The sequence below is a fragment of the Sutterella wadsworthensis 2_1_59BFAA genome (assembly GCF_000297775.1).
Lineage (GTDB): Bacteria > Pseudomonadota > Gammaproteobacteria > Burkholderiales > Burkholderiaceae_F > Sutterella > Sutterella wadsworthensis_A.
Genome location: NZ_JH815514.1, coordinates 60,789 through 83,571, shown reverse-complemented (window position 1 = coordinate 83,571; position 22,783 = coordinate 60,789). Strand labels below are relative to the sequence as shown.

Annotated in this window: 22 protein-coding genes, 3 tRNA genes and 1 pseudogene; 13 read left to right on the top strand and 13 right to left on the bottom strand. The window is 62.7% G+C overall.

The window, feature by feature from the left end:
• Positions 1–94: 94 nt before the first annotated feature.
• From HMPREF9465_RS02490 to mnmC, 6 genes are all read left to right on the top strand, one after another.
• A complete protein-coding gene (locus HMPREF9465_RS02490; RefSeq protein ID WP_005433778.1) occupies positions 95–883 on the top strand; it encodes a tRNA threonylcarbamoyladenosine dehydratase in 789 nt (262 codons plus the stop codon).
• An 81-nt stretch (positions 884–964) separates the two neighbouring features.
• Positions 965–1,399 carry a universal stress protein gene (locus HMPREF9465_RS02485; RefSeq protein WP_038006379.1) on the top strand — a complete coding sequence of 145 codons (435 nt, stop codon included), beginning with the start codon at positions 965–967 and terminating at the stop codon, positions 1,397–1,399.
• Between the two features lie 157 nt (positions 1,400–1,556).
• Positions 1,557–1,952 (top strand): hypothetical protein, encoded by a 396-nt coding sequence (locus HMPREF9465_RS02480; protein WP_005433773.1) that lies wholly within the window; start codon positions 1,557–1,559, stop codon positions 1,950–1,952.
• Between the two features lie 48 nt (positions 1,953–2,000).
• Positions 2,001–2,651 carry a hypothetical protein gene (locus HMPREF9465_RS02475; RefSeq protein WP_005433772.1) on the top strand — a complete coding sequence of 217 codons (651 nt, stop codon included), beginning with the start codon at positions 2,001–2,003 and terminating at the stop codon, positions 2,649–2,651.
• Positions 2,652–2,864: 213 nt separating this feature from the next.
• Positions 2,865–4,529 (top strand): energy-dependent translational throttle protein EttA, encoded by a 1,665-nt coding sequence (gene ettA / locus HMPREF9465_RS02470; RefSeq protein ID WP_005433771.1) that lies wholly within the window; start codon positions 2,865–2,867, stop codon positions 4,527–4,529.
• Between the two features lie 38 nt (positions 4,530–4,567).
• Positions 4,568–6,205, top strand: coding sequence for an FAD-dependent 5-carboxymethylaminomethyl-2-thiouridine(34) oxidoreductase MnmC (gene mnmC / locus HMPREF9465_RS02465; RefSeq protein WP_196793843.1), 1,638 nt, complete (start codon positions 4,568–4,570; stop codon positions 6,203–6,205).
• Between the two features lie 89 nt (positions 6,206–6,294).
• Here the strand turns inward: mnmC and HMPREF9465_RS02460 are convergent, their stop codons facing one another.
• Positions 6,295–6,990: a UPF0149 family protein gene (locus tag HMPREF9465_RS02460; protein WP_005433769.1), complete on the bottom strand. Its 696-nt coding sequence runs from the start codon at positions 6,988–6,990 to the stop codon at positions 6,295–6,297.
• A gap of 162 nt (positions 6,991–7,152) precedes the next feature.
• Here HMPREF9465_RS02460 and HMPREF9465_RS02455 point away from each other — a divergent pair, with 162 nt between their 5' ends.
• On the top strand, positions 7,153–7,983 hold the full coding sequence (locus HMPREF9465_RS02455) for an undecaprenyl-diphosphate phosphatase (protein WP_005433768.1): 831 nt from the start codon (positions 7,153–7,155) through the stop codon (positions 7,981–7,983).
• A 59-nt stretch (positions 7,984–8,042) separates the two neighbouring features.
• On the opposite strand, the gene trmB is transcribed toward HMPREF9465_RS02455, so the two are convergent.
• The 8 genes and pseudogenes from trmB to HMPREF9465_RS02415 form a co-directional block, all read right to left on the bottom strand.
• On the bottom strand, positions 8,043–8,801 hold the full coding sequence (gene trmB / locus HMPREF9465_RS02450) for a tRNA (guanosine(46)-N7)-methyltransferase TrmB (RefSeq protein ID WP_005433766.1): 759 nt from the start codon (positions 8,799–8,801) through the stop codon (positions 8,043–8,045).
• Between the two features lie 85 nt (positions 8,802–8,886).
• A tRNA-Gly gene (locus HMPREF9465_RS02445) sits at positions 8,887–8,960 on the bottom strand.
• Between the two features lie 69 nt (positions 8,961–9,029).
• Positions 9,030–9,440, bottom strand: coding sequence for a phosphate-starvation-inducible PsiE family protein (locus tag HMPREF9465_RS02440; protein ID WP_005433763.1), 411 nt, complete (start codon positions 9,438–9,440; stop codon positions 9,030–9,032).
• A 59-nt stretch (positions 9,441–9,499) separates the two neighbouring features.
• Positions 9,500–10,300, bottom strand: a pseudogene (locus HMPREF9465_RS02435) (MetQ/NlpA family ABC transporter substrate-binding protein).
• 226 nt (positions 10,301–10,526) lie between these two features.
• Entirely contained in the window at positions 10,527–11,180 is a 654-nt protein-coding gene (locus HMPREF9465_RS02430; RefSeq protein WP_005433758.1) for a methionine ABC transporter permease, read from the bottom strand.
• The gene (locus tag HMPREF9465_RS02425; protein ID WP_005433756.1) at positions 11,170–12,219 is read right to left on the bottom strand and encodes a methionine ABC transporter ATP-binding protein; all 1,050 of its coding nucleotides are present in this window, start codon (positions 12,217–12,219) and stop codon (positions 11,170–11,172) included. Before HMPREF9465_RS02425 ends, HMPREF9465_RS02430 begins: the two co-directional genes overlap by 11 nt.
• A gap of 179 nt (positions 12,220–12,398) precedes the next feature.
• A tRNA-Lys gene (locus HMPREF9465_RS02420) sits at positions 12,399–12,474 on the bottom strand.
• Between the two features lie 25 nt (positions 12,475–12,499).
• A tRNA-Lys gene (locus tag HMPREF9465_RS02415) sits at positions 12,500–12,575 on the bottom strand.
• Between the two features lie 389 nt (positions 12,576–12,964).
• On the opposite strand from HMPREF9465_RS02415, the gene recA reads away from it, so the two are divergent.
• The 3 genes from recA to HMPREF9465_RS02400 all read left to right on the top strand — a co-directional run bounded on the left by recA (position 12,965) and on the right by HMPREF9465_RS02400 (position 15,894).
• A complete protein-coding gene (gene recA / locus HMPREF9465_RS02410; protein ID WP_005433754.1) occupies positions 12,965–14,080 on the top strand; it encodes a recombinase RecA in 1,116 nt (371 codons plus the stop codon).
• A gap of 112 nt (positions 14,081–14,192) precedes the next feature.
• Positions 14,193–15,011, top strand: a complete 819-nt coding sequence (gene recX, locus HMPREF9465_RS02405) for a recombination regulator RecX (protein WP_005433752.1) — start codon at positions 14,193–14,195, stop codon at positions 15,009–15,011.
• A gap of 145 nt (positions 15,012–15,156) precedes the next feature.
• Positions 15,157–15,894: a TerC family protein gene (locus HMPREF9465_RS02400; protein ID WP_005433750.1), complete on the top strand. Its 738-nt coding sequence runs from the start codon at positions 15,157–15,159 to the stop codon at positions 15,892–15,894.
• Positions 15,895–16,182: 288 nt separating this feature from the next.
• Here HMPREF9465_RS02400 and HMPREF9465_RS02395 read toward each other — a convergent pair whose 3' ends face one another.
• Positions 16,183–16,788: a helix-turn-helix transcriptional regulator gene (locus HMPREF9465_RS02395; RefSeq protein ID WP_005433745.1), complete on the bottom strand. Its 606-nt coding sequence runs from the start codon at positions 16,786–16,788 to the stop codon at positions 16,183–16,185.
• Between the two features lie 237 nt (positions 16,789–17,025).
• Positions 17,026–18,114, bottom strand: coding sequence for a tRNA 2-thiouridine(34) synthase MnmA (mnmA, locus tag HMPREF9465_RS02390; protein WP_005433742.1), 1,089 nt, complete (start codon positions 18,112–18,114; stop codon positions 17,026–17,028).
• Positions 18,115–18,190: 76 nt separating this feature from the next.
• On the opposite strand from mnmA, the gene HMPREF9465_RS02385 reads away from it, so the two are divergent.
• Entirely contained in the window at positions 18,191–19,279 is a 1,089-nt protein-coding gene (locus HMPREF9465_RS02385; protein WP_005433740.1) for an NAD(P)H-dependent flavin oxidoreductase, read from the top strand.
• A gap of 278 nt (positions 19,280–19,557) precedes the next feature.
• Complete coding sequence (locus tag HMPREF9465_RS02380; protein ID WP_005433739.1) at positions 19,558–21,066, top strand: SLC13 family permease; 1,509 nt, start codon at positions 19,558–19,560, stop codon at positions 21,064–21,066.
• A gap of 78 nt (positions 21,067–21,144) precedes the next feature.
• On the opposite strand, the gene HMPREF9465_RS02375 is transcribed toward HMPREF9465_RS02380, so the two are convergent.
• Both HMPREF9465_RS02375 and HMPREF9465_RS02370 read right to left on the bottom strand, forming a co-directional pair.
• The gene (locus tag HMPREF9465_RS02375) at positions 21,145–21,876 is read right to left on the bottom strand and encodes an LrgB family protein (RefSeq protein WP_005433733.1); all 732 of its coding nucleotides are present in this window, start codon (positions 21,874–21,876) and stop codon (positions 21,145–21,147) included.
• Positions 21,877–21,878: 2 nt separating this feature from the next.
• Positions 21,879–22,232 carry a CidA/LrgA family protein gene (locus tag HMPREF9465_RS02370; RefSeq protein WP_005433731.1) on the bottom strand — a complete coding sequence of 118 codons (354 nt, stop codon included), beginning with the start codon at positions 22,230–22,232 and terminating at the stop codon, positions 21,879–21,881.
• A 253-nt stretch (positions 22,233–22,485) separates the two neighbouring features.
• On the opposite strand from HMPREF9465_RS02370, the gene HMPREF9465_RS02365 reads away from it, so the two are divergent.
• The gene (locus HMPREF9465_RS02365; protein ID WP_005433729.1) at positions 22,486–22,722 is read left to right on the top strand and encodes an RNA-binding S4 domain-containing protein; all 237 of its coding nucleotides are present in this window, start codon (positions 22,486–22,488) and stop codon (positions 22,720–22,722) included.
• The last annotated feature ends 61 nt before the right edge of the window (positions 22,723–22,783 follow it).

The following is a 22,783-nucleotide window of genomic DNA, read 5'->3' as shown; positions in this document are numbered from 1 at the left end:
CTTGCTCTAAAGCAATAAAAAACGAAATTGAGCCTCTCGGAAAACTTCACTCACATTTTAAAAATCTAATTGTTCGGACAAATGGAGAACTGATATGAGCGTGACGACTGACCCGAGGCGATTCGGAGGCGTGGGCCGTCTTTTCGGCGAGGAGGGCGCCAGGCGCCTCGCCGACGCGCATGTGGCCGTGGTGGGGCTGGGCGGCGTCGGCAGCTGGGTCGTGGAGGCTCTGGTCCGCACGTCGGTGGGCCGCATCACGCTGATCGACGGCGACGATGTGGCGCTCTCGAACACGAACCGCCAGCTGCCCGCCTTTGAGGGCGCCTACGGACGCGCGAAGGCCGAGGTGCTCAGGGAGCGCTGCCTGCTCATCAATCCTGACTGCCGCATCGAGGTGAAGACGCTCTTCGTGACGCCCGAGAACGCGGCGCAGGTCATTCCGTCCGACTGCGACTGGCTCGTCGACTGCATCGACGACCTCAAGGGAAAGGCCGCGTTGCATGCGGCGGCCCGCGGCATGGGCGTGAGGACCGTCTGCGCGGGCGGCGCAGGCGCGCGCATCGATCCCTCGCGCATCGAGGTTTCGGACCTCGCGCGCGTCAAGGGTGATCCGCTTCTCGGGAAGCTACGCACCTTTCTTAGAAAGGAGTACGGCTTCCCCGCAGGTTCGGCCGACGGCCGCTCGACGCTCTTCGGCATTCCCGCGGTCTACAGCACGGAGCCTCTCAGGCAGCCCGGCGCCGACAGTCTGGAGGCGATCGGCGCCGAGCCCGGCAGCCGGATCGGCTTCGGCTCCTTCGTCTCCGTGACGGGTTCCGCAGGCCTCAGGCTGGCGGGAATCGTGATCAACGATATTGCGGGCGCTCAAAACACGGCAGACTGAATCCGCCTACAATGAAAGGATATGCGTCGTCCCGCGCAGGACGGCGCCATGGAAAAACAGAGTAAAAAGGATCTCAACATCATGTACAAGCGCATTCTGGTTCCGACCGACGGCACGCCGATGTCGGAAAAGGCCGTGGAGGGCGCCGCCCGCTTTGCCAAGTCTCTCGGCGCTTCGCTCGTGCTCATCACCGTCGTCGAGCCGTACTCCTACACGAATCTTTCCGAATACCGTCCGGAATCGATCGAGCAGTACGACGAGCGCGTGACCGCCGAGGCCAAGGACCGTCTTGCCGACGCCAAGCGCCGCTGCGATGAAATCGGGGTGCCCTCGACCACCCTCATGGTGAAGAGCTTCTCGCCCGCCGAGGCGATCATCGAACAGTCCAAGAAGCACGACTGCGACGTCGTCTTCATGGCGAGCCACGGCCGTCAGGGCTTCGCGGCCGTCCTGCTCGGCTCCGAAACCCAGAAGGTGCTCACGCACTCCCAGATTCCCGTCATGGTCTACCGCTGATCTGACGACGCCTTCGGGACGGCCCTGCGGACCGTCCCGTCAACTTCTGTACAATTTCGACGCGACGCCGGCGGCCTGCCGCCGGCTTCCCATTGATTGGATATTGATTGGAACATGACGCCGCCGGCGCAACGCCTGCGGCCATTCGGAGAGTCTTATGCCCGCACAGGACAGCATTGATGCCATGAACACCCAGATGGATGTGGCCAGCCTCTATCGCGAAGAGGTCGTGACGGACCGCAAGGTCGGCACCATCCACGTCTTGACGCCGATTCTCGACTCCGGCGAGCGCGACACGAACCGTCCGCTCCTCTTCCTCGGCGACACGCAGATCATGACCCAGATGGGTCCGCTGCCGATTTCCTTTGAGATCAAGGCCGAAACGCTTGCCGAAGCCGTCGCCGGCTACGGCGAGGCAGCCAAGCAGGGCGTGCGCGACACGATCGAAAAGCTTCAGGCCATGCGCCGCGAGGCCGCCAGCCAGATCGTCACCCCGGGCATGCCGGGCTTCCAGGCGCCGCCTGCCGCCGGCAGTGGCATCGCCATGCCCTGATGACGTCAGGGGACGCGCCGCCTTCGGGCGGCCTCTCCGGGATACCTCATGACCGAGACCAAGCCTTTTGCCCGTGCCGATCTGGCACAGGCTCCGACGAAGCTCCTGCGCAACGGCCGCGTGGCCAACGCTGTCGTCACGCGCGTGGAGATTGACGGACGCTCCTGGACCGTGAAGGACTTCTCCGCGCGTCCCTGGTGGGTCCGCACCTTCATCGCGCCCTTCCTGCTGAGGCGAGAGCTTTCGATTCTCGCGCGCCTGCGCGGCGTCGAGGGCGTTTCCCAGGAGTCCTTCCGCATCGACCGCGAGGCGATGGCCGTGCTCTTCATGGAGGGCTCGAACATCGGCCGCGAACCCGAGCGCGTCACGCCCGCCTATCTTGAGGCGTTCGAGGAGCTCCTGCGCGCCATGCATGCGCGCGGCGTCGTGCATCTCGACGTGCGCGGAACGGGCAACGTGATGATCCGCCCCAACGGCTCGCCCGGCCTCATCGACTTCCAGGCTTCGCTCTACACGGGCTGGATGCCGGGCTTCCTTCGTCGCCTTCTCGAGGACTTCGACATGTCGGGCGCCCTCAAGAAATGGCTTCAGTTCCAGCCTGAAATGATGGGCGAGGAGCGCCGAAAGGAGCTCGAGCGCATCAACGGGCTAAGAAAGTTCTGGATCTTCAGGGGTTACTTCGGCCTCAAGAAGCACTAGGTCTGAAGCAAACCCTCACAAGAGCCGCGGCAGAGTCCGCGGCTTTTTTGTCGCCAAGCCCCGCCGTTTCCGTTAAGATAGCGGCACATTCCATGCGTCCGGCATCCGTCGGTCCGCGCCTCATTTTTTCCCTTATCAGCTCATGCACGTTGCGTTCGGACGAATCCTTCGTTCTCCGGCCGCCTTCGTCATGTCCGGAGTAGTCATCAAACCATGGCCCAGTATGTTTTTACGATGAACCGCGTCGGGAAGATCGTCCCGCCGAAGCGTCAGATTCTTAAGGACATTTCCCTCTCGTTCTTCCCGGGCGCCAAGATCGGCGTCCTCGGCCTCAACGGCGCCGGCAAGTCCACGCTCCTCAAGATCATGGCGGGCGTCGACAAGGACATCGAGGGCGAAGCCATCCCGATGCCCGGCATCAACATCGGCTACCTGCCGCAGGAACCCGCTCTTGATCCGGCCAAGACCGTCCGCGAGACCGTCGAGGAGGGCATGGGCGAGGTGATGCAGGCTCAGGAGAAGCTCAACGCCGTCTACGACGCCTATGCCGATCCCGACGCCGACTTCGACGCCCTTGCTGCCGAGCAGGCCCGTCTTGAGGCCATCATCGCCGCTGCGGGCACGAACGTCGAGACTCAGATGGAGATCGCCGCCGACGCCCTGCGCCTTCCGCCTTGGGATGCCGTGATCGGCAACCTCTCCGGTGGTGAAAAGCGCCGCGTCGCGCTCTGCCGCCTGTTGCTCTCTCGTCCCGACATGCTGCTGCTCGACGAACCGACGAACCATCTCGACGCCGAATCCGTCGAATGGCTCGAGCAGTTCCTGCACCGCTTCCCCGGTACCGTCGTCGCCGTGACCCATGACCGCTACTTCCTCGACAACGCGGCCGAATGGATTCTCGAACTCGACCGCGGCGAAGGCATTCCCTGGAAGGGCAACTACTCCTCCTGGCTTGACCAGAAGGAAAAGCGCCTTGAGATCGAAAAGCGTCAGGAAGACGCCCGCATGAAGGCCATCAAGCACGAGCTTGAATGGGTCCGTCAGAATCCGAAGGGCCGTCAGGCCAAGTCCAAGGCCCGTATTGCGCGCTTCGAGGAGCTCTCCAGCGTCGAGTACCAGCAGCGCAACGAAACGAATGAAATCTTCATCCCTGTCGCCGAGCGTCTCGGCAACGACGTGATCGAGTTCAACCACGTTTCCAAGGGCTTCGGCGACCGCCTGCTCATCGACGACCTGTCGTTCCGCATCCCCGCCGGCGCCATCGTCGGCGTGATCGGTCCGAACGGCGCCGGCAAGTCCACGCTCTTCAAGATGATCACGGGCCGCGAGCAGCCCGACAGCGGCGAAATCAAGATCGGCACCACGGTCAAGCTTGCCGCCGTCGACCAGATGCGCGACTCGCTCCCGAACGACAAGACGGCGTTCGACGCCGTGGCCGACGGCCAGGACATCCTGCAGGTGGGAAAGTTCTCGATGTCGAGCCGTGCCTATCTCGGCCGCTTCAACTTCAAGGGCGGCGACCAGCAGAAGCTCGTCGGCAGCCTTTCCGGCGGCGAGCGCGGCCGTCTGCACCTTGCCAAGACGCTTCTCGCCGGTGGCAACGTGCTGCTTCTCGACGAACCGTCGAACGACCTCGACGTCGAAACGCTGCGCGCCCTCGAGGAGGCCCTGCTCGAATTTGCGGGCTGCGCCCTCGTGACGTCTCATGACCGCTGGTTCCTCGACCGAATCGCGACGCACATCCTCGCCTTTGAGGGCGACTCCCGCGTCGTATTCTTCGACGGCAACTACAACGAGTACGAAGCCGACAAGCGCCGCCGTCTCGGCGAAGAGGCCTGCCAGCCCAAGCGCCTTCGCTTCAAGCCGCTCAAGCACTGATGAGGAAATGCGCCCGGCCGAAAGGCCGGGCCGATGCGATGACCGTTCATCTGCTGACATCTGCGAAAAAGCCTCTGCTCGACTTCGTGCGGCAGAGGCTTTTGCCGTTGGAGCCCTGCGAAGTCCGCACCGTGCTCGTTCCCGTGGCGCAAGAGACGGCGGAGGACGTCGCGCAGGCGCTCGGACTAGTTCCCGGAGATTCGGGATTTGCGTCAATGCCGGGACTCCACGTGGTGCCCTGCGGCGGGACGAGGCTCGTCCTCGTCAGGGCGGAGACCGCCGCTGCGGCCCTCAGGGAGACGACGACCGTGCCCGACGTGCTCGTTTCGATGCCCGAGGACATCAACGGCGGGTTCAGACGTCTGATGGGGGCTCGAACCCGTCTCGTCACGACGGCGCCGCTTGAACGCGCGCCGGGTTTTCTTGAGCCTGACGGAGAGTCGTGGCGCCTGAGGAGCGCACGGAAGGCTCCTGAAGAGCAGCAGGAACAACAGGGGGGCGGAAGCAGCGCTTCGGAGCGCGTGCTGATCGTGGGTGCGGGGCTTGCCGGCGCCATGACGGCATGGGAGCTCGCTCAGCGCGGCAGTCGTGCCGTGGTCGTTGATGCGGGGCCTGTGCCCGGCAGCGGCGCCTCGGCCCTTCATGCGGGACTCATTCATCCGCACTGGCAGGCGTCGGATTCGCCGCTCTTTCAGCTCACGCGAGCGGGCTTTGAGGCCATGACGGAGGTGCTTCGAGACTTCCCCGACGCCTTCATTCCCGAGGGCGTCGTTGACACGGCCTCGTCCGAGGAGGAGTACGAAAAGTGGCGGGAGGCCGCAGCCTATGGCCGTCCCGTGCATCTTCCGGGAGACTTCGCGTCGCTCCTCCCGCGTGAGGAGGCGTCCGAGCGGGCGGGACTTGCACTCTCGCGCGGCGGCTGGCTCTACCCGAAGGCCGGTCTCGTGCATGCGGGACGTTTTGCCAGAAGGATGCTTGAGGCGGCGCAGGCTCAGGTGCTCACGAACATGCCCGTGAGCCTTCGCAGGCGAGAGGGGCTGTGGGAGGCCGTGTCGGCTCAGGGCGTCGTCGTTGCCCGCGCTCCGAAGGCGGTTGTCTGCGCCGCGCTTGCCACACCCTGCGTGCTCGGCCTCGCACGCGGCACGATGGGACTCAGTCCGCTTTACGGACGCATATCGCTCCTCAGGGAGACGGATCTTCCTGAACTCAGGTGTGCGCTCACGGGTGACGGATACGTAGCCCGAACGGAAGGCTTCTGCGCGGTGGGCGCCACGTACGAGCCGGGCGAGGCGCCCGACGTTGCGGTGCAGGAGGCGCATGAGCACAACCTGTCCACCTTCGACAAGCTCACGGGGCGTCGCCCCGACGTGCTGGCCGCGGGCTTTTACGAAGGCGTCCGAGCCGTACCCGCCGACCGCATGCCGCTTGCGGGCCGCGGCTGGACGGTCGCCGAGCTCGAGGGGCTTGCTTTCAGGGGCGTGCCCGAAGCGAGATCGATTCCCAGGGCGCCTGGTCTCTGGATCTGCGCGGGCTTCGGCTCCCGCGGGCTCACCTGGGGGCTTGCGTGCGCAAGGCACGTGGCGGCGGACGTGACGGGCGACGTGCAGGCGCTGCCCGGATCGCTCGCCGCGAAGCTCGATCCCGCGCGCTTCCTCCCGAAGCTGCTCGCGGGCTGAGAGAGGAAGGTTGAAAAAGATCTGGCCGAAAAAAGCAAAGGGACGGTCCGTGCAGGATCGTCCCTTTCGTCAGTCACTGGACGTAAGGCTTACTTTTTACCGCAGCACTGCTTGAACTTCTTGCTGCTGCCGCAGGGGCAGGGGTCGTTGCGGCCCACGCGGGGTTCTTCGCGCACGACGGGCTTGTTCGGATCGACGAGCTGCTTGAGATCGAAGACGGCCTTGACGAGGTCGTAGAGGGCGTCCTCGAGGTTCTTCGGCATCTCGCCGCTGCGGTATTCCTGCACGAACTGCTCGGCTTCCTCGGGGGTTTCGAAGTCGTCGGGAGAGATGTTGCGGATGATCGGCGTGGCGAGCGAGTTGATCTCGTCGTCGGCGATGAGGTCCTCGCGCCAGTGCATCATGCCGAAGAAGAAGCCGGAGGCCCAGGGTTCGAGGGCTTCGATGCCCTCTTCGTCGGTGATGATCTCGTCGTTGTCGTCGACGAGCGGGAAGATGACCGGATCAAGACCGCCCTTGGCGGCCAGCGCGGCCTGGATTTCGTTGAGGCGAATGTCGAGCAGCTCGAGGATGCGGTCGTCTTCGGGCAGGGCGGCGGGATCGCCTTCCTCGCTGAAGATGTAGGGGTAGATGTCGTGCTTGCTCGGGTGCTCGGGGTTGAGCGCATAGGCGGTCAGGAAGCCGTCGATCACGCCTGCATCCATCACGCCTTCGTTGTTGAGCGCTTCAAGGCGCTGCTGAAGCTCTTCAATAAGCTCGCTGTCCATCTGTTTTTCGTTCGCCATTTCTGGAGTTCCGGTTGAGGATTGATGATGGCGCTATCTTAACAAAGCGGGCTTTGGCCTGCAGGGCTCGAGAGCCGTAACGGCTTGTTTCCCTCAAGTGTGTCCGTGCGTCGTATCTGCGACAATATGGGCGCTTTTCACCATTCCGATACAGGACGCTCAATGTTCGACTGGCTTTATCTGCTGCAGGCCGCCTTCCTCGGCATCGTCGAAGGCCTCACTGAATTCCTTCCGGTGAGTTCGACTGGGCATCTGATCGTGGCGGCGGACCTCGTGGGATTCACGGATGCAACGTCAGACACGTTCGTCGTCGCCATTCAGGCGGGTGCGATCCTTGCGGTCTGTTGGTACTACAGGATGAGGATCATCAGGGTCCTCCGTGGTCTCTTTTCGGAGCCCGTCCAGCAGCGCCTCGTCGTCAATACGCTCGTGGCCTTCCTCCCCGCTGCCGTCGTCGGCGTTCTTGTCTCGGATCTTCTCAAGACCTATCTCTTCAATCCGCTCACCGTGGCGACGGCGCTGGTCATCGGCGGCCTCATCATCCTCTATGTCGAGCATCGTCATGAGAAGCTCGGCATCGAGCCGCGCGTGAAGGAGATGGACGACATGGACTGGAAGGACGCGCTCAAGGTCGGCGTCGCGCAGTGTCTCGCGATGATTCCCGGCACGAGCCGCTCGGGCGCCACGATCATCGGCGGCCTCATCTTCGGGCTTTCGCGCAAGGCTGCGACCGAGTTCTCCTTCTTCCTCGCGATTCCGACGATCTTCGGCGCCACGGTCTGGGACCTCTGGCAGGCGCGCGAGCAGCTTGTCGCCGCCAATCTGCCGGGACTGGCGGTCGGAACGGTGGTGTCCTTCTTCTCTGCGCTCGTCGTCGTCCACTGGCTCATCCGCTTTGTTTCGAGGCACGACTTCCGCGGCTTCGGATGGTACCGCATCATCTTCGGCGGCGTGATCCTCCTTACCTGGGCGACGGGGCTGGTGAGCTGGTGATCGCCGTTTGCCGATGGCTCAAGAAAAAAGCGCGCCTTTTCCGGGAAGGCGCGCTTTTTTTATGACGCAGAGGGAGCGGGTTGCTTGCGGATGTAGACCAGATCCCAGATGCCGTAGCCGAGGCGTTCGCCGCGGGCCTGGAACTTCGTGCGGGGACGCTCGCAGAGCGGGTTGCCCATCACGGGGCTGAAGTTGCCGGCGCCGTGGAGGTTCTCGAGGAGCGGTTCGCCCTCGAGCACTTCGAGCATCTGCTCGGAGTAGTTCTCCCAGTCCGTGGCGCAGTGGATGTAGCCGCCCGGACGAATGCGGGAGGCGAGGAGTCCGATGAAGGGTTGGGCGACGAGGCGGCGCTTGTGATGGCGGGCCTTGCGCCAGGGATCGGGGAAGTAGATGTGCACGCCGTCGAGGGAGTTCTCGGCGATCATGTCGCGCACGATTTCAACGGCGTCGTGGCGGACGATGCGCACATTGGTGAGGGACATCTCGTCGAGACGCTTGGCAAGCGCGCCGACGCCGGCCACGAAGACCTCGCAGCCGAGGAAGTTGACCTCGGGGTGGGCCTGCGCGATGGCGGCGGTCGTCTCGCCCATGCCGCAGCCGATTTCGAGAACGAGCGGGGCGTGGCGGCCGAAGGCCTTGTCGGCGTCGAGAAGCTCGGGGGCGTACTCGATCTGGTATTGCGGGAGCGACTCGTCAAGGGCGCGCTTCTGGGCGGCCGAGATGTGGCCGCGGCGCATGACGAAGGAGCGGATGTGGCGCTTCTTGAGCGCCTCGAGTTCTTCAGGCGTCAACTCGGGCTTTTCGCAGTTCTTTTCCATGGTGCGGAGCAGGGGCGGGCCGCACGGGGCGGCGGTAGATACGAAAAGATCCCGCAGCTTACGCTCAGGCGGGATCCTTGGAATATGGAGCGGGTGAAGGGAATCGAACCCTCGTCTTTAGCATGGGAGGCTATTGCTCTGCCATTGAGCTACACCCGCAACAGGTCTGGAATTCTACCATAAAAGCATGCCGCCGTTCTTCGGGCGGCATGCGCCGGACGTTGCCGCTCAGTGGCGGAAGCGCACGTGGCTGAGCACCCAGAGGGCGCAGACGAGAACCAGAATGGCGCCTGCGGTCATGAGCATGAAGGCGGGCGTCATGTGCTCGACGTCGACCACGATGTAGCGGGCGACGGCCACGATGGCAAGAGCCACCGGCGTGCGGATCGGGATCTCGCGGGTGCCGAGCGCGGAGCCCTTCACCATGGAGAGGATCTCGATGTAGAGGAAGAGCAGGAGCAGGTCGCCGAGGCTGGCCTTCTCAAGCTCGACCATGCTCCAGATCGAGGAGCAGATGCCGACCAGGGCGGCGACGGCGATGGCAACGAGCGCGAAGCCCTGAGCGAACGTCAGAACAGAGTTGAACTTGACGGCGGCATCGGAAAGCGGCGCCGTCTCGGAGTTGTGGTTTTGATCCATTGTGGCGATAGGTAATGCTTATGAAAAACGAGGGTGCGTTTGTTCATTGCATATTAGCATCACCAGGCGCAGAGCATGCCCCCGTTGAAGCGCTTTTCTACAAATGCCTTGACTTCGGGGGAGTGGTAGCACTGGACGAACTTGGCGACCCAGGGCTTGGAGAGGTCCTCGGCGCGGACGCAGAGGATGTTGGCGTAGGGGCCGTCGGGGCGTTCTTGGGCGATGCCGTCCTTGGCGGGCGTGAGTCCTGCGGGCTCGGCGTAGCTCGCGTTGATGGCGGCGGCGTCAAGGTCCTCGAGGCTGCGGGGCAGCTGGGCGGAGTCGAGCTCGATGATGCGGAGCTTCTTGGCGTTATCGATGATGTCGAGGACGGTGGCGCGAATGCCGGCCTTCGGATTGAGTCTCACGAGTCCCTGTTCCTCGAGCATGTGCAGGGCGCGGTTGGCGTTCGTCGGATCGTTCGGAATGCCGACGCGGGCGCCCTGGGGAAGGTCCGCAAGGGTCTTGTAGCCCTTGCGGGTGTAGTAGGTGAGCGGGAACGTGATGGTGGGGGCGGCGGAGGCGAGCTTGTAGCCGCGGTCCTCGTTCTGCTGGTCCATGTAGGGCTTGTGCTGGAACGAGTTGATGTCCAGATCGCCCGCGACGAGCGCCGCGTTGGGCTACACGAAGTCGTTGAATTCGACGATGCGGATCTTCATGCCCTGTTTTTCGGCGATCCTCTTGACGACTTCCATGATTTCGGCGTGCGGGCCTGCGGTGACGCCGACGACGATGGTCTTTTCGGCGGCGAGCGCGGAGAGCGGAATGCTGCCGGCAATGGCAAGAATGCCTGCGGCGGCGACAAGGGTGCGGCGTTTCATTCGGAATGTCCTTTTCGGGTATGAACCGCCCCGAGGCGGGGCGTGGCGGCATTATGCACGCGGGTGCAGGGGGCCGTCGGGGAGATTGAAGGTATGTTGATTACCGCACACCGGCATACGGAAAACACCTGATGTTCCGCCCGGTTTGAGGGAGATGGAACACGAGGGATTGAAAAAAAAGCGCGCCGCTTTCGAGCAGCGCGCCTTCTGCAGTGTCCTGCTGAGCTTACTTGTGGGAGATCCTTCGCACGATCCAGTCGCCGAAGCTCTGGATGCCCTGAACGAGGATGATCAGCACGATCACGACGGTCCACATGACTTCAGGCATGAAGCGCTGGTAGCCGTAGCGGATGCCGAGGTCGCCGAGACCGCCGCCGCCCACGGCGCCGGCCATGGCGGAGTAGCCGATCAGGCTGATGATCGAGATCGTCAGGCCCGCGACGATGCCGGGCATGGCTTCGGGAAGCAGGACCTTCGTGATGATCTGCATATTCGTGGCACCCATCGACTGGGCGGCCTCGACGAGGCCCTTATCCACTTCGCGCAGGCTCGTCTCGACGATTCGGGCGATGAAGGGCGCCACCGAGAGTGTCAGAGGAACGATGGCGGCGGCCGTGCCGATCGAGGAGCCGACGATGAGTCGGGTGAACGGAATGATCGCCACGAGCAGGATGATGAACGGCACCGAGCGGAGAGCGTTGATCACCGTGCCGAGAACGGCGTTGAAGCCCGGCATCGGAAGGAAGGACTTGCGGTCCGTCACGAAGAGCAGGATGCCGAGGGGAATGCCCGCGAGGGCGCCGATGCCGCCGGAGATGGCGACCATGATGATCGTCTCCAGGAAGGAGTCCCAGATCATCTGAATGAGATTACTTGACATCATTGATCTCCTCAACGACCACGCCGTTCTCCCTCAGGAAGTTGACGGCTTCGATGAATACGCTGCTTTCGGCCTCGATGAGTACGGTGAGCGAGCCGAGGGTCTGGCCCTGGACGTCGTCGACAGTGCCGCGGAGGATGTTGAAGTCGAGGTTGAAGCGGCGCGAGCATTCGGAAATGACGGGGCGCGTGACTTCGTTGCCCGAGAAGGCGAGGCGAAGCAGGTAGACTGCGTCGCTGTTGGGATGGTTTTCGCGAGCCTTGCGGAAGCGGTCGAGAATGGAGGCCGGCATGTCGCGGGCCATCACGTTGCCGATCAGGGCCTTCGTGGTTTCGTGCTGCGGCGACATGAAGATGTCGACGACCTTGCCCTGCTCGACGATCTTGCCGTAGTTCATCACGACGACGCGCTCGCAGATCTGCTTCACGACCTGCATTTCATGTGTGATCATGACGATCGTGAGGCCGAGCTCCTTGTTGATGCGCTTGAGAAGCGCGAGGGTGGCGACAGTCGTCTCGGGGTCGAGGGCCGAGGTGGCCTCGTCGGAGAGAAGGACCTTGGGGTCGTTGGTCAGGGCGCGGGCGATGCCGACGCGCTGCTTCTGGCCGCCGGAGAGCTGGGACGGATACTTGTGGGCGTGTTCGGTGAGGCCGACGAGCTTGAGAAGCGGCTCGACCTTTTCGCGGATGACGTTCTTGGGCGTGCCGACGAGCTCGAGCGGGAGCGCGACGTTGTCGTAGACCGTGCGGGAGCTCAGCAGGTTGAAGTGCTGGAAGATCATGCCGATGCTGCGGCGGCTTTCGCGCAGCTCGTCTTCGGAGAGCTCGGTGAGATTCTTGCCGTCGACCGTGACGGTGCCTTCGCTCGGGCGGTTGAGAAGGTTGATGCAGCGCACGAGCGTGCTCTTGCCGGCGCCGGAGCGGCCGATGATGCCGAAGATCTCGCCGGGGCGGATCTCGATCGACACGTCGTCGAGGGCCTTGAACTCCCGACCTTCAGGCGTCTTGTAGGTCTGGGTTATGTGGTCAAGCTTGATCATTTTTCTATGTGCGTATGAATCGCAAAGGGGAAGGTTCGGACAGTTTACCTGTTGTGCGGCGCAAAGGGAGCGAAAGCGCGGGGAAATGGGCGGATGCTTGAGGTATTACCGCCGGAAGGGAAGAGAGGAACGAAAAAAAAATCCCGCGGACCATCTGTCAGCAGGATCATTGGGAGGTGTGGTGGGAACGCAGGGATTCGAACCCTGGACCGACGGATTAAGAGTCCGCTGCTCTACCAACTGAGCTACGTTCCCATTCCAGATTGTCCGCAGATAGTTGTGGTGGGTCGTGCGGGACTCGAACCCACGACCAACGGATTAAAAGTCCGCTGCTCTACCAACTGAGCTAACGACCCGTTTGCCGCAGATGAGTCACAAACGACGTGAACAACTAACTGAGGAAACGAATTATGCACGTGCCTTCCGGACCTGTCAATAGTGCATGAAAAAAAAGTTGGTGAGCCTGTCGCCCAAGGCAATCATTCCGCGCCCGTAAATAGAATGTAAAGGTGTCTTTTGTTGGGGTAAACACCAACAAAGTAGACCTTGGCAAGCGGGATTTTTTCAGGCATCATGACGGTAACGAACAAGGCGGCAGGGTGCTCAAAACTCCCGTCTTGCAGGTGAAGCGGATGATCCTTTGTGCATCGAGGCTAGTGAAATGATCCTGCCATTCGAGATGTAAATTGATTGTCGTGTATTCATAAATATTTAGTATTGTGATTGTTTGAGACAGGAGTCCGTCATGGCTGCCAAGTCCGCGAATCCGACCCGCCCCGGTCGTTGCGAAGGGGAAGAACGCAAGAAGGCGCTCAGCGTCGCGCTTGCCAATATTGAAAAGCAGTTCGGCAAGGGCGCCATCATGCGCATGGCCGACGGCGCCGAAGTCGAGGACATCGAGACGGTGTCCACGGGCTCCCTGGGCCTTGACCTTGCGCTCGGCGTGGGCGGTCTGCCCCGCGGTCGCATCATCGAGGTGTTCGGTCCCGAATCCTCCGGCAAGACGACGCTCTCCCTGCAGGTCATCGCCGAAATGCAGAAGATCGGCGGTACGTGCGCCTTCATCGACGCGGAACACGCGCTCGACGTCCAGTACGCACAGCGTCTCGGCGTGCAGCTCTCCGACCTTCTGATCTCCCAGCCCGACACGGGCGAACAGGCCCTTGAGATCACCGACGCCCTCGTGCGCTCGGGCTCCGTCGACCTGATTGTCGTGGACTCGGTCGCCGCGCTGACGCCCAAGAGCGAAATTGAGGGCGACATGGGCGACGCGCTGCCCGGCCTTCAGGCCCGCCTGATGTCCCAGGCCCTGCGCAAGCTCACGGGCTCGATCACCAAGACGAAGTCCATGGTGATCTTCATCAACCAGATCCGCATGAAGATCGGCGGCTACGGCAACCCGGAAACCACGACGGGCGGCAACGCGCTCAAGTTCTACAGCTCCGTGCGTCTCGACATCCGTCGCATCGGCGCCATCAAGAAGGGCGACGAGGTGATCGGCAACGAAACCCGCGTCAAGGTCGTTAAGAACAAGGTTGCGCCTCCGTTCAAGCAGGCAGAGTTCGACATCCTCTACGGCGAGGGCATTTCCCGCTACGGCGAGATCATCGACATTGGCACCGAGCTCAACGTGCTTGAGAAGTCCGGCGCCTGGTACTCCTACAACGGCCAGCGCCTCGGCCAGGGCAAGGAGAACGTGCGCGAGTTCCTCAAGCAGCATCCCGACGTCTGCGGCGAGGTCGAGCAGAAGATCCGCGAGATGAAGGGCATCCACCTCAAGAGCATCTCCGCCGTCGACGGTGATGACGAGGGCATGCCCGAGGATGATCTGCCGCTGGCCGACGCCGACATAGATCTGTAATGGAGAGCCGGTTTTCGGACCGGATTGAAGAACGGCTTCAGGGAAAAGGGGGTGGTCCGGACATGGAGGACCGTCCCCTTTTTTTCCGTGAATGATCCGTGGGAGAAGGGAAATGGGAAGAAACTGGGAGGAAGGCGAGCTCTTCGTCTGGGGTGACGACGGACTCGTGCCCGCTGATTCGCAAGAGAAGGCCGTGCGGTCCGCCGCGGAACCCGCACGTGCGCTTCCTTTGGAGACGCCTCCCGTGCGCCGCAGCGAAGAGCCCGCCGTCAGGCGCGTCGGGCGCAGCTCGGGGCTCGGCGAAATCGTCACGGGCGTCGACGAGGCCTCGGGCATCGTTCGCACGGCGCCCAAGGTGCTGCCGCGCCGCCAGCGGAGCACCTATGAAAGTGACGACGACTTCTGCAACGATCCCGAGGAGCTCGAGAGCCGGCAGGCGCAGAAGAAGGCCGCCCGTCCGAAGAAGGAGCGCCCGAGTCTTTTCGTCAGGGCGATCGGCTCGCTGGCCCGCCGCGAGTATTCCAGACGGGATCTTGAGGCGAAGCTCCGCCGCTCCCTGTCGGAGGATGAGGATCCGGACGAGGTTGGGCGCGTGCTCGACAGGCTCGAGGGCGCGGGCTATCTTTCCGACGCGCGCTTTGCCGAAAGCCGCGCCCGCTCAAGGTCAAGGGTCATGGGAGACGCCCGCATCAGGCGGGAGCTGCGCCAGTGCGGCGTGGCGGGCGAGCATGTCGATGCTGCGATGGACGAGATCGAGGAGCCCGAGGAGGTCAGGGCCTACAGGCTGTGGGCAAGGCGCTTTGGAGAGCTGCCTGCGGACAGGAAGGAGCGCGACAGGCAGATCCGCTTCATGATGTACCGCGGATTCGGCATGAGCGCCATCAGCAGGGTGCTCAAGGGCGCCGTCGAGCCGCCTGACGACATGGCCTAGCGATTTGTTTGCCGGCTCATTGTTCGAACGGGCTCCCGATCCCTGTCCTGAAGCGGATTCGAGGCGGGGGATTTCAAGTTTTTTCCTGTTGCTTTTGTTAAAATCATCGGCTACCTGTTTTTGAGATTTTCCCACGGAGGCTATTTTGGAATATCTCTTCGATCTGCTTGCCAACCTGCATTGGGCTGCGGTCGGCCAGATCATCATGATCGACATTCTTCTCGGCGGCGACAATGCCGTCGTGATCGCCATGGCGTGCCGCAACCTGCCTGAGAGCCAGCGCAACAAGGGCATCTTCTGGGGCACGGCCGGCGCCATCGCCCTGCGCGTCGTGCTGATCACCTGCGCAGTGATGCTTCTCGACCTCCCGTTCCTCAAGGTGGCGGGCGGTGCGCTTCTCGTCTGGATCGGCGCCAAGCTCCTGCTTCCCGAGGACGGCGATCATGAAAAGGTCGAGGGCAGCAGCAAGCTCATCGGCGCCATCAAGACCATCATCGTCGCGGACTTCGTGATGAGCTTCGACAACGTGATCGCCATTGCGGGCGCCGCCCAGCAGGCTCATGAGACCCATCAGACGCTCCTGATCATCTTCGGGCTGCTCGTCTCGGTGCCGTTCATCGTCTTCGGCTCCCAGATCATCCTGAAGCTCATCGACCGCTTCCCCGCCATCATCTACTTCGGCGCAGGCCTTCTCGGCTGGATTGCCGGCGGCATGATCGCCTCCGACGTGTTCGTCACGACGCGCTGGCCCGAACAGGCCTTCATGATGCACTACCCGCTCTCCGTGGGCTGTGCGGCGCTCGTGATCCTCATCGGTCACTTCCTCGGCAAGGCGAAGATGAAGAAGTTGCTTGCGAAGGAAATGGAAAAGGATCGCAGCTGAGCTGCCTCCCTCTGATGCAGTACCCAAAAAAGAAGCGCAGCCCGCAAGGGCTGCGCTTTTTTTTGTTTCAGGCGGGCGTCGGAAGGAGGGCAAGCCTCATTTGTTCTTCTCTTCCTTCATCTTCGCCTTCCAAGTCAGGCGTTCGGTCTCGCGCCTGCAGATCTGTTTGGCCGTGACGCCCTCGATTTCCGCCAGCTCCTTTTGAGACAGTTCCATTGCCCTGCGCTCTTCGCGTGCACGAAGCCCCTGTTCGCTCAGATGACTGTCGTCGAGGCCCTGCTCGGTCGCCTAGTTGTCGTCTTCGTCAACCGCAGCGAAGAAATCGGGAATTCTCTCGGGCACGTTCAGATAGTCGGCGATCCGCAGGATGATCTCCGGGGTGACACGGGTGTATCCATATTCAAGGTTGCAGATGTACTTGCTGTCCTTGCCGAGCGCGCGACACAATTCTCTTTGACTCACTCCCAGTTCCTTTCGCAGTGTGCGCAGGAGGATGCCGAAGCGGCAGAGGCCGTCATTGAGGTCTCCTGAATGGCTTCGAGGATCCTGTCCGGAGAGATGGCGCAGTTTGCGCCATTCTTCGTAGGCTTCGGGTACGCTGTACATCCGGACCAGCTCCATGAGCTTGACGTCCGAAATGTTTGCCTTTCCAACCTCGTAGTCCCCGAGGGTGGTGGAATGCACGCCATGTCTGGCAGCGAACTTCTCAAGGTTGAGGCCGAGCTTTTGGCAGTTGTCGTAAATCCACTTTTCGAAAGGTGTACGGTCGATATCGCATGACCTGCGCTGGTTGGTGTCGGGGTGGAGCGCTCGGTCGTGCACCCATTCGATCACGTCTTCAGGCGCGGGACCGAGGATGTTCTGAATGTGCGCGATGGGGGGCGTACCGGCCAATCTCGTATTCCCTGAGGGTGGTGGAGTTGATGCCAAGCTTGTCGGCGAGGTGCTGGCGGACACCGCCGTGTTTCTTCCTTTCGTGGCACAGCCATTGCGCCAGCGGATTGAGGTCGGTTGTCTGCATGTGATGGTTGGGTCGTGGTTGGAATTGGTTTGAGGGGCGGCTGTCGTGCCCTGCCTGCGGCCGCCATGTCTGTCGAGCGTGTGACTCATGGCGGCCGGGACGGCGACGGGTCAGTGCTTCACGGTGTCGATGAAGCCGCCGCCGAGGCAGACGTCGCCCTGATAGAGAACGGCGCTCTGGCCGGGCGTGGCCGCCCACTGAGGCTTGTCGAAGCCAAGCGTGAAGTTCTTTTCGGAGACGTACTCGAGTCTGCAGGGATCGTCGGGCTGGCGATAGCGGGTCTTCACCGTAAGCTCGGCGTCAAGCTCGGGCGCATGTCCGGAGATCCAGCTTGGATGGACGGCCTTGAGCTCGTGCGCGAGAAGCCACGGGTGATCGTGTCCCTGGCAGATCCAGAGCGTATTGGTGGCAAGATCCTTCTTCGCGACGAACCACGGCTCGCCCGTGGAGTCGTGGCGGCCGCCCACACCGATGCCCTTGCGCTGGCCGAGCGTATAGAAGGAAAGGCCCATGTGCTCGCCCACGACCGTGCCGTCGGGAATGCGGATCGGACCGGGCTGGGTAGGCAGATAGCGGTTGAGGAACTCGCGGAACGGACGCTCGCCGATGAAGCAGATGCCCGTGGAGTCCTTCTTCTTCGCATTGGGAAGCTTGAGGTCGTCGGCGATGCGGCGGACCTCGGTCTTGCAGATTTCGCCCACGGGGAAGATCACGCGGGAGATCTGCTCTTGGGTGAGGCGGTGCAGGAAGTAGCTCTGGTCCTTGCCGGGATCGACGCCGCGCAGCAGCTGGACGCCGTCGTCCGTGTGACGGACGCGGGCGTAGTGCCCCGTGGCGATGAGGTCGGCCCCCATGGCCATGGCATGGTCGAGGAAGGCGCGGAACTTGATCTCTGCGTTGCAGAGAACGTCGGGATTGGGCGTGCGGCCTGCGCTGTATTCGCGTAGAAAGTCGGAGAAGACGCGCTCGCGGTATTCCTTCGCGAAGTTGACGGCCTCGATGTCGATGCCGATCACGTCGGCGACGGCGCTCGCGTCGATGAAGTCCTGACGGGAGGAGCAGTATTCGCTGTCATCGTCGTCCTCCCAGTTCTTCATGAAGAGGCCGATGACGTTGTAGCCTTGCTCCTTGAGGAGCCAGGCGCTGACAGAGGAGTCGACGCCGCCCGAAAGGCCGATGACGACGGTTTTCTTGGACATACGTATATATGGTCGGTAAGTCGGGATAGAATCGGGACGTACCCTTGAATTCATTAATTAGGAGATCGTGGCAATTATGTCTCAGACGAACGAATCGTGCACCCGCTTTGCGAAACTTCTTGGCATCGAGGTGCCCTTCCTCAATGCTCCGATGGAGGGCATTGCCACGCCTGAGCTCGTGGCGGCCGTGTCCGAGGCGGGCGGTCTCGGCGTCATTCCCGCCGCCGGTCTCGCTCCCGACGAGATCCGCGCCTTTGCCGCGCGCGTGAAGGAGCTCACGCAGAAGCCCTTCGCCGTGAACCTTGCTGTGCCCGTCGACGCGCCCGCGGATGCGGCGGAACGCTTCGAGCGTTTCGGCGACGCCGTCTCGATGCTGCTCGAGGAGCTCGAGCTGCCCGCAGGCGAAGGCGCCTCCTATGCCGAACGCTACGATCTCGAGGGCTGCACCCGCCCCGACTTCTTCGAGCAGTTCGATGCGGCGCTCGAGGTGAGGCCCGCAGCCGTCATCTCGTCCTTCGGCGGCTTCCGCGAGCCCGAGGAGGAGAAGCTCGCCGAACTCGGCATCGTCAACATCGGCACCGCCACGACGCTCCGTGAGGCCAAGGTTCTGCGCGCCGCGGGCTGCGGCGCCGTCATCGTTCAGGGAGCGGAGGCCGCGGGCCCGCGCCTCTCGTTTGAGGATCCCGAGGACGCTCTCGTCGGTCTCATGTCCCTCGTGCCCGCCGCCGTCCGCGCGACGGGGCTGCCCGTCATCGCGGCGGGCGGCATCGCCTCGGCCGAGCAGGTGAACGCACTTCTGGCCATGGGCGCTGCAGGCGTGTCCGTCGGCACGGCCCTGCTGACGACGGCCGAGTCCAGCGCCTGCGACGCGCACCGCTACTACGCGGAGTTCGGCACGGCCTGCGACACCGTACTCACGCGCATCTACAACGGCAGGCTCAGCCGCGTGCTCAGAAACGCGCTCGTCGAGGCCCTCGACGACTGGGAGCTCATGACGGCCGGCTACCCCGCCCAGAAGGCCCTGATGGGCCCCCTTGACAGGTGTGCCTCCGAAGTCGGACGCAACGACCTCGTCATGCTGCCTCTGGGACAGTCCGCAGGCCGCAGCGCCTACAGGCGGACTGCCGACTGCGTGCATGCGCTCTTTCCCCGTCGCGCAGACTGAATCAAACAAACGGATAGATTTTCAAAATCGTCGCAACACCTTGAAAATCGACGTACGGCGTCCGACTTAGGTAAAACCCCTCGGACTTGGGGGTTAATTTCACAATGCGGAACGCGCTTTCGTATTGTGAAATATGTGACCTAGTTTTGCGGGTTATCCCTTGAATATGTGTCGTTGAAAAGGGTTTCGGGCTTGATTACTATCAACCGAACAGAACTCGTTTACGATTTCACGGATCGGTAGGCGGGATTCGATCAACATTAACTGAGGGTTCAACCATGACCGAATCCAGTATTGAAATCGGCGCCATGTCCAACAGGGGCAAGCTTCTGGCGCTCGTCGCCGGCCCGATCTTGGGGCTGCTGACCTACTTCCTTCTGCCTGAAAGCTACATCAACTCCCAGGGCGTTGAAACCGCCTTCCCGTATGCGGGCCGCGCCTGCATGGGCGTGACCGTGTGGATGGCGATCTGGTGGTTTACCGAAGCGCTTCCGATTGCGGCGACCGCAATGATTCCACTGGTCGTGTATCCGCTTCTGCAGATCACGTCCGCCAAGGCTGCGATGAGCAACTACGCCTCCGGGACGATCTTCCTCTTCCTGGGCGGCTTCCTGCTCGCGGCCGGCATCCACCGCTGGCACCTTGACCGCCGCATCGCACTGCTGACGCTGCGCCTCTTCGGCACCCAGCCCAAGCAGATGGTGCTCGGCCTGATGCTGGCCACTGCCGGCCTCTCCGCCTGGGTGTCCAATACGGCGACTGCCGCCATGATGGTTCCCATTGCCATCGCCGTGCTCGGCGTCGTGCGCTCCACCCAGAAGAGCGAAGTCATCGGCAAGGATGAACGCAACTTCGGCATCGCCGTGCTGCTCTCCATCGCCTACGCGGCCTCCATCGGCGGCATGGTCACCGTGATCGGCTCGCCCCCGAACGGCATCTACGTCCGCTTCATGGAACAGACCTACGGCGAGACCGTGAGCTTCATTGACTGGCTCAAGATCGGCCTTCCGGTTGCGCTCCTGCTGCTCCCAGCCACCTATTTCCTGCTAGTGAACGTTCTCTTCCCCTGCAAGATGGAAGGCATTCCCGGCGGCAAGGACTGGGTCCGCAACGAGCTTCGCAAGCTCGGTGCCATGTCCCGCGGTGAAAAGATCGTTCTGGCGGTCTTCGTCCTCGCGGCCGTCCTCTGGATCTTCGGCCCGGTCATCCGCGGCCTTGAATTCGACGGCGCCAAGCCCTTCGCGGCCCTCAAGGACGAAACCATCGCCATGGCTGCAGGCCTCCTGCTCTTCGCGATCCCCGTCGACTCCAAGCGCGGCATCCACGCTCTTGACTGGTCCTCGGCCAAGGACGTGATCGCTTGGGATGTGCTGCTCCTCTTCGGCGGCGGTCTCACGATGGCGGCCGCTCTGCAGAGCACTGGCGCCGCTGCCCTGGTGGGCGCTCAGGCCACGGCCCTCGGCAGCCTCGGTGAAGTCTCCATGATGGCCGGCGTCGCTACCCTCGTGACCTTCGCTACCGAAGTGACCTCGAACACCGCACTTGCCGCCACGATGATGCCGCTCATCTCCGCCTCAGCCGATGCGCTCAAGATCGATGCCTCCGGCCTCCTCGTGACCACCGCGCTCGCCGCTTCCTGTGCCTTTATGATGCCCGTCGCCACGCCGCCCAACGCGATCGTGTTCGGCACCGGCCGTCTGAAGATCGGAGACATGGTGAAGGCTGGCTTCTGGCTCAACATCCTCGGCGTCGTGATCATCACCTGCGTGGCCGCAGTAATCCTCTGACCGCCTCTCTGAAAAACAAGCGAACAAGCGCGCACCCCCGAAAGGAGGCGCGCGCTTTCATTTGAGGTGCAGGCAGGCTCAGATGCCCAGAAGCTTCATGAGGGGGCCTGCGATGAGCGGCGCAAGGAAGGCGGTGATGATGCCGGAGAGGCCCATGGCCAGACCGCCGAAGGCGCCCGCCCTGTTCGAGATCTGGAATGCGGCGCTCGTGCCCATGCCGTGTGCGGCGAGGCCGAGCGTCACGCCGCGCACTGGGTCGGACGTGATGCGGCAGAGGTTGAAGAGCGGACGGCCGACGATGGAGCCGAAGATGCCCGTGATCACGACGAGGCAGGCCGTCAGGTCGGGGCGCCCGCCCATGGCTTCGGACACGCCCATGGCGATCGGTGTCGTGACGGACTTCGGAATCATGGAGATCATTGTTTCGGCCGAGAGTCCGAAGAGCCAGCCGAAGGCAACGACGGAGACGATGGCGGCCACGCTGCCTGCGAGAAGGCCGCAGGTGAGGGGCAGCCAGAGCTCGACGAGCTTCTGGCGCTGCTCGAAGAGCGGCACAGCGAGCACCACGGTCGCGGGCCCGAGCAGGAAGTGAATGACGCCTGCGCCCTGGAAGTACTGCTCGTAGGGCACGCCCATGACGAGCAGCACGACGATGATGCTCACGACGGCCACGATGATCGGCGTGAAGAGCGGATTGAACTGCGTGAGCTTGTAGAGATGCTGGCCGAAGATAAAGGCGACGAGCGTGACGGCAAGCCAGAGGGCGGGATTGCCGAGGATCGGCGAGAGCTGCTGAAGAATGTCCTGCATGGTCAGTCCTTGTTCTTGTGCACGAGCTTGTCGACGAAGATGATGGTGTAGGCGGTCACGAGCATGGCGATGAGGGTTGAGATCACAAGCACGGCGCCGATGGCGAGGCCCTCGCGAAGGAAAAGGTCGCCGTAGCGCATGACGCCCACGCCCGCCGGCACGAAGAGAAGCGACAGGTTCGATAGGAGCACGCCGCCCGTTGGGCGGATGCGGCCGATGAGATCGTCCTTGACGAAAAAGGCGAGAAGCATGAGGATCATGCCGATCACGGGACCCGGAACGGGAATGCCCGCGCTGCGACTGATGACTTCGCCGACGACCTGAAAGGCCAGAATGAGTGCGATGGCGGAAAGCATGAAAGAAGTACCGTAAAATGTTCTGACCGTCTTTCGGCGTGCTAGGGTTTGCACGTATGAAAGGTGTCAAGGTGTTGATTGTGTCACTACGGCGCCTGTCGTGGGGGCATTCGGATTTGACTTAGGTTAGGAAAGTTGAAGTGTCGGCGGTTCTTGTCTTCGGAAGAGGACCGCTCCGACGGGCTGCCTGGCCGAACTTGAAGAGGAGGACGGCGCGTCCTCTCCCGTCCCGGGGACTGCGCGCCGAATTTCTATGAAGCAGGAATTTCAGATCAAGGGCGAGCTCATCACGCTCGACGCCCTTCTCAAGGCTGTCGGCGCGGCCGACTCCGGCGCTCATGCCAAGGCGATGGTCGCCGAGGGCCTCGTGCGCGTCGACGGCGAGGTCGAGCTTCGCAAGACGAGGAAGCTCCGCGGCGGCGAGCGCGTGGAGCTCGAGGGCCTGACCGTTGTGCTCAAGGCCGATCCGGCCTTTGCCGCACGGGACTGAGTCCGCACGTCAAGATAATGCAAAAATGCCGGCTTCCGCAGGAAACTGGCATTTTTTCATG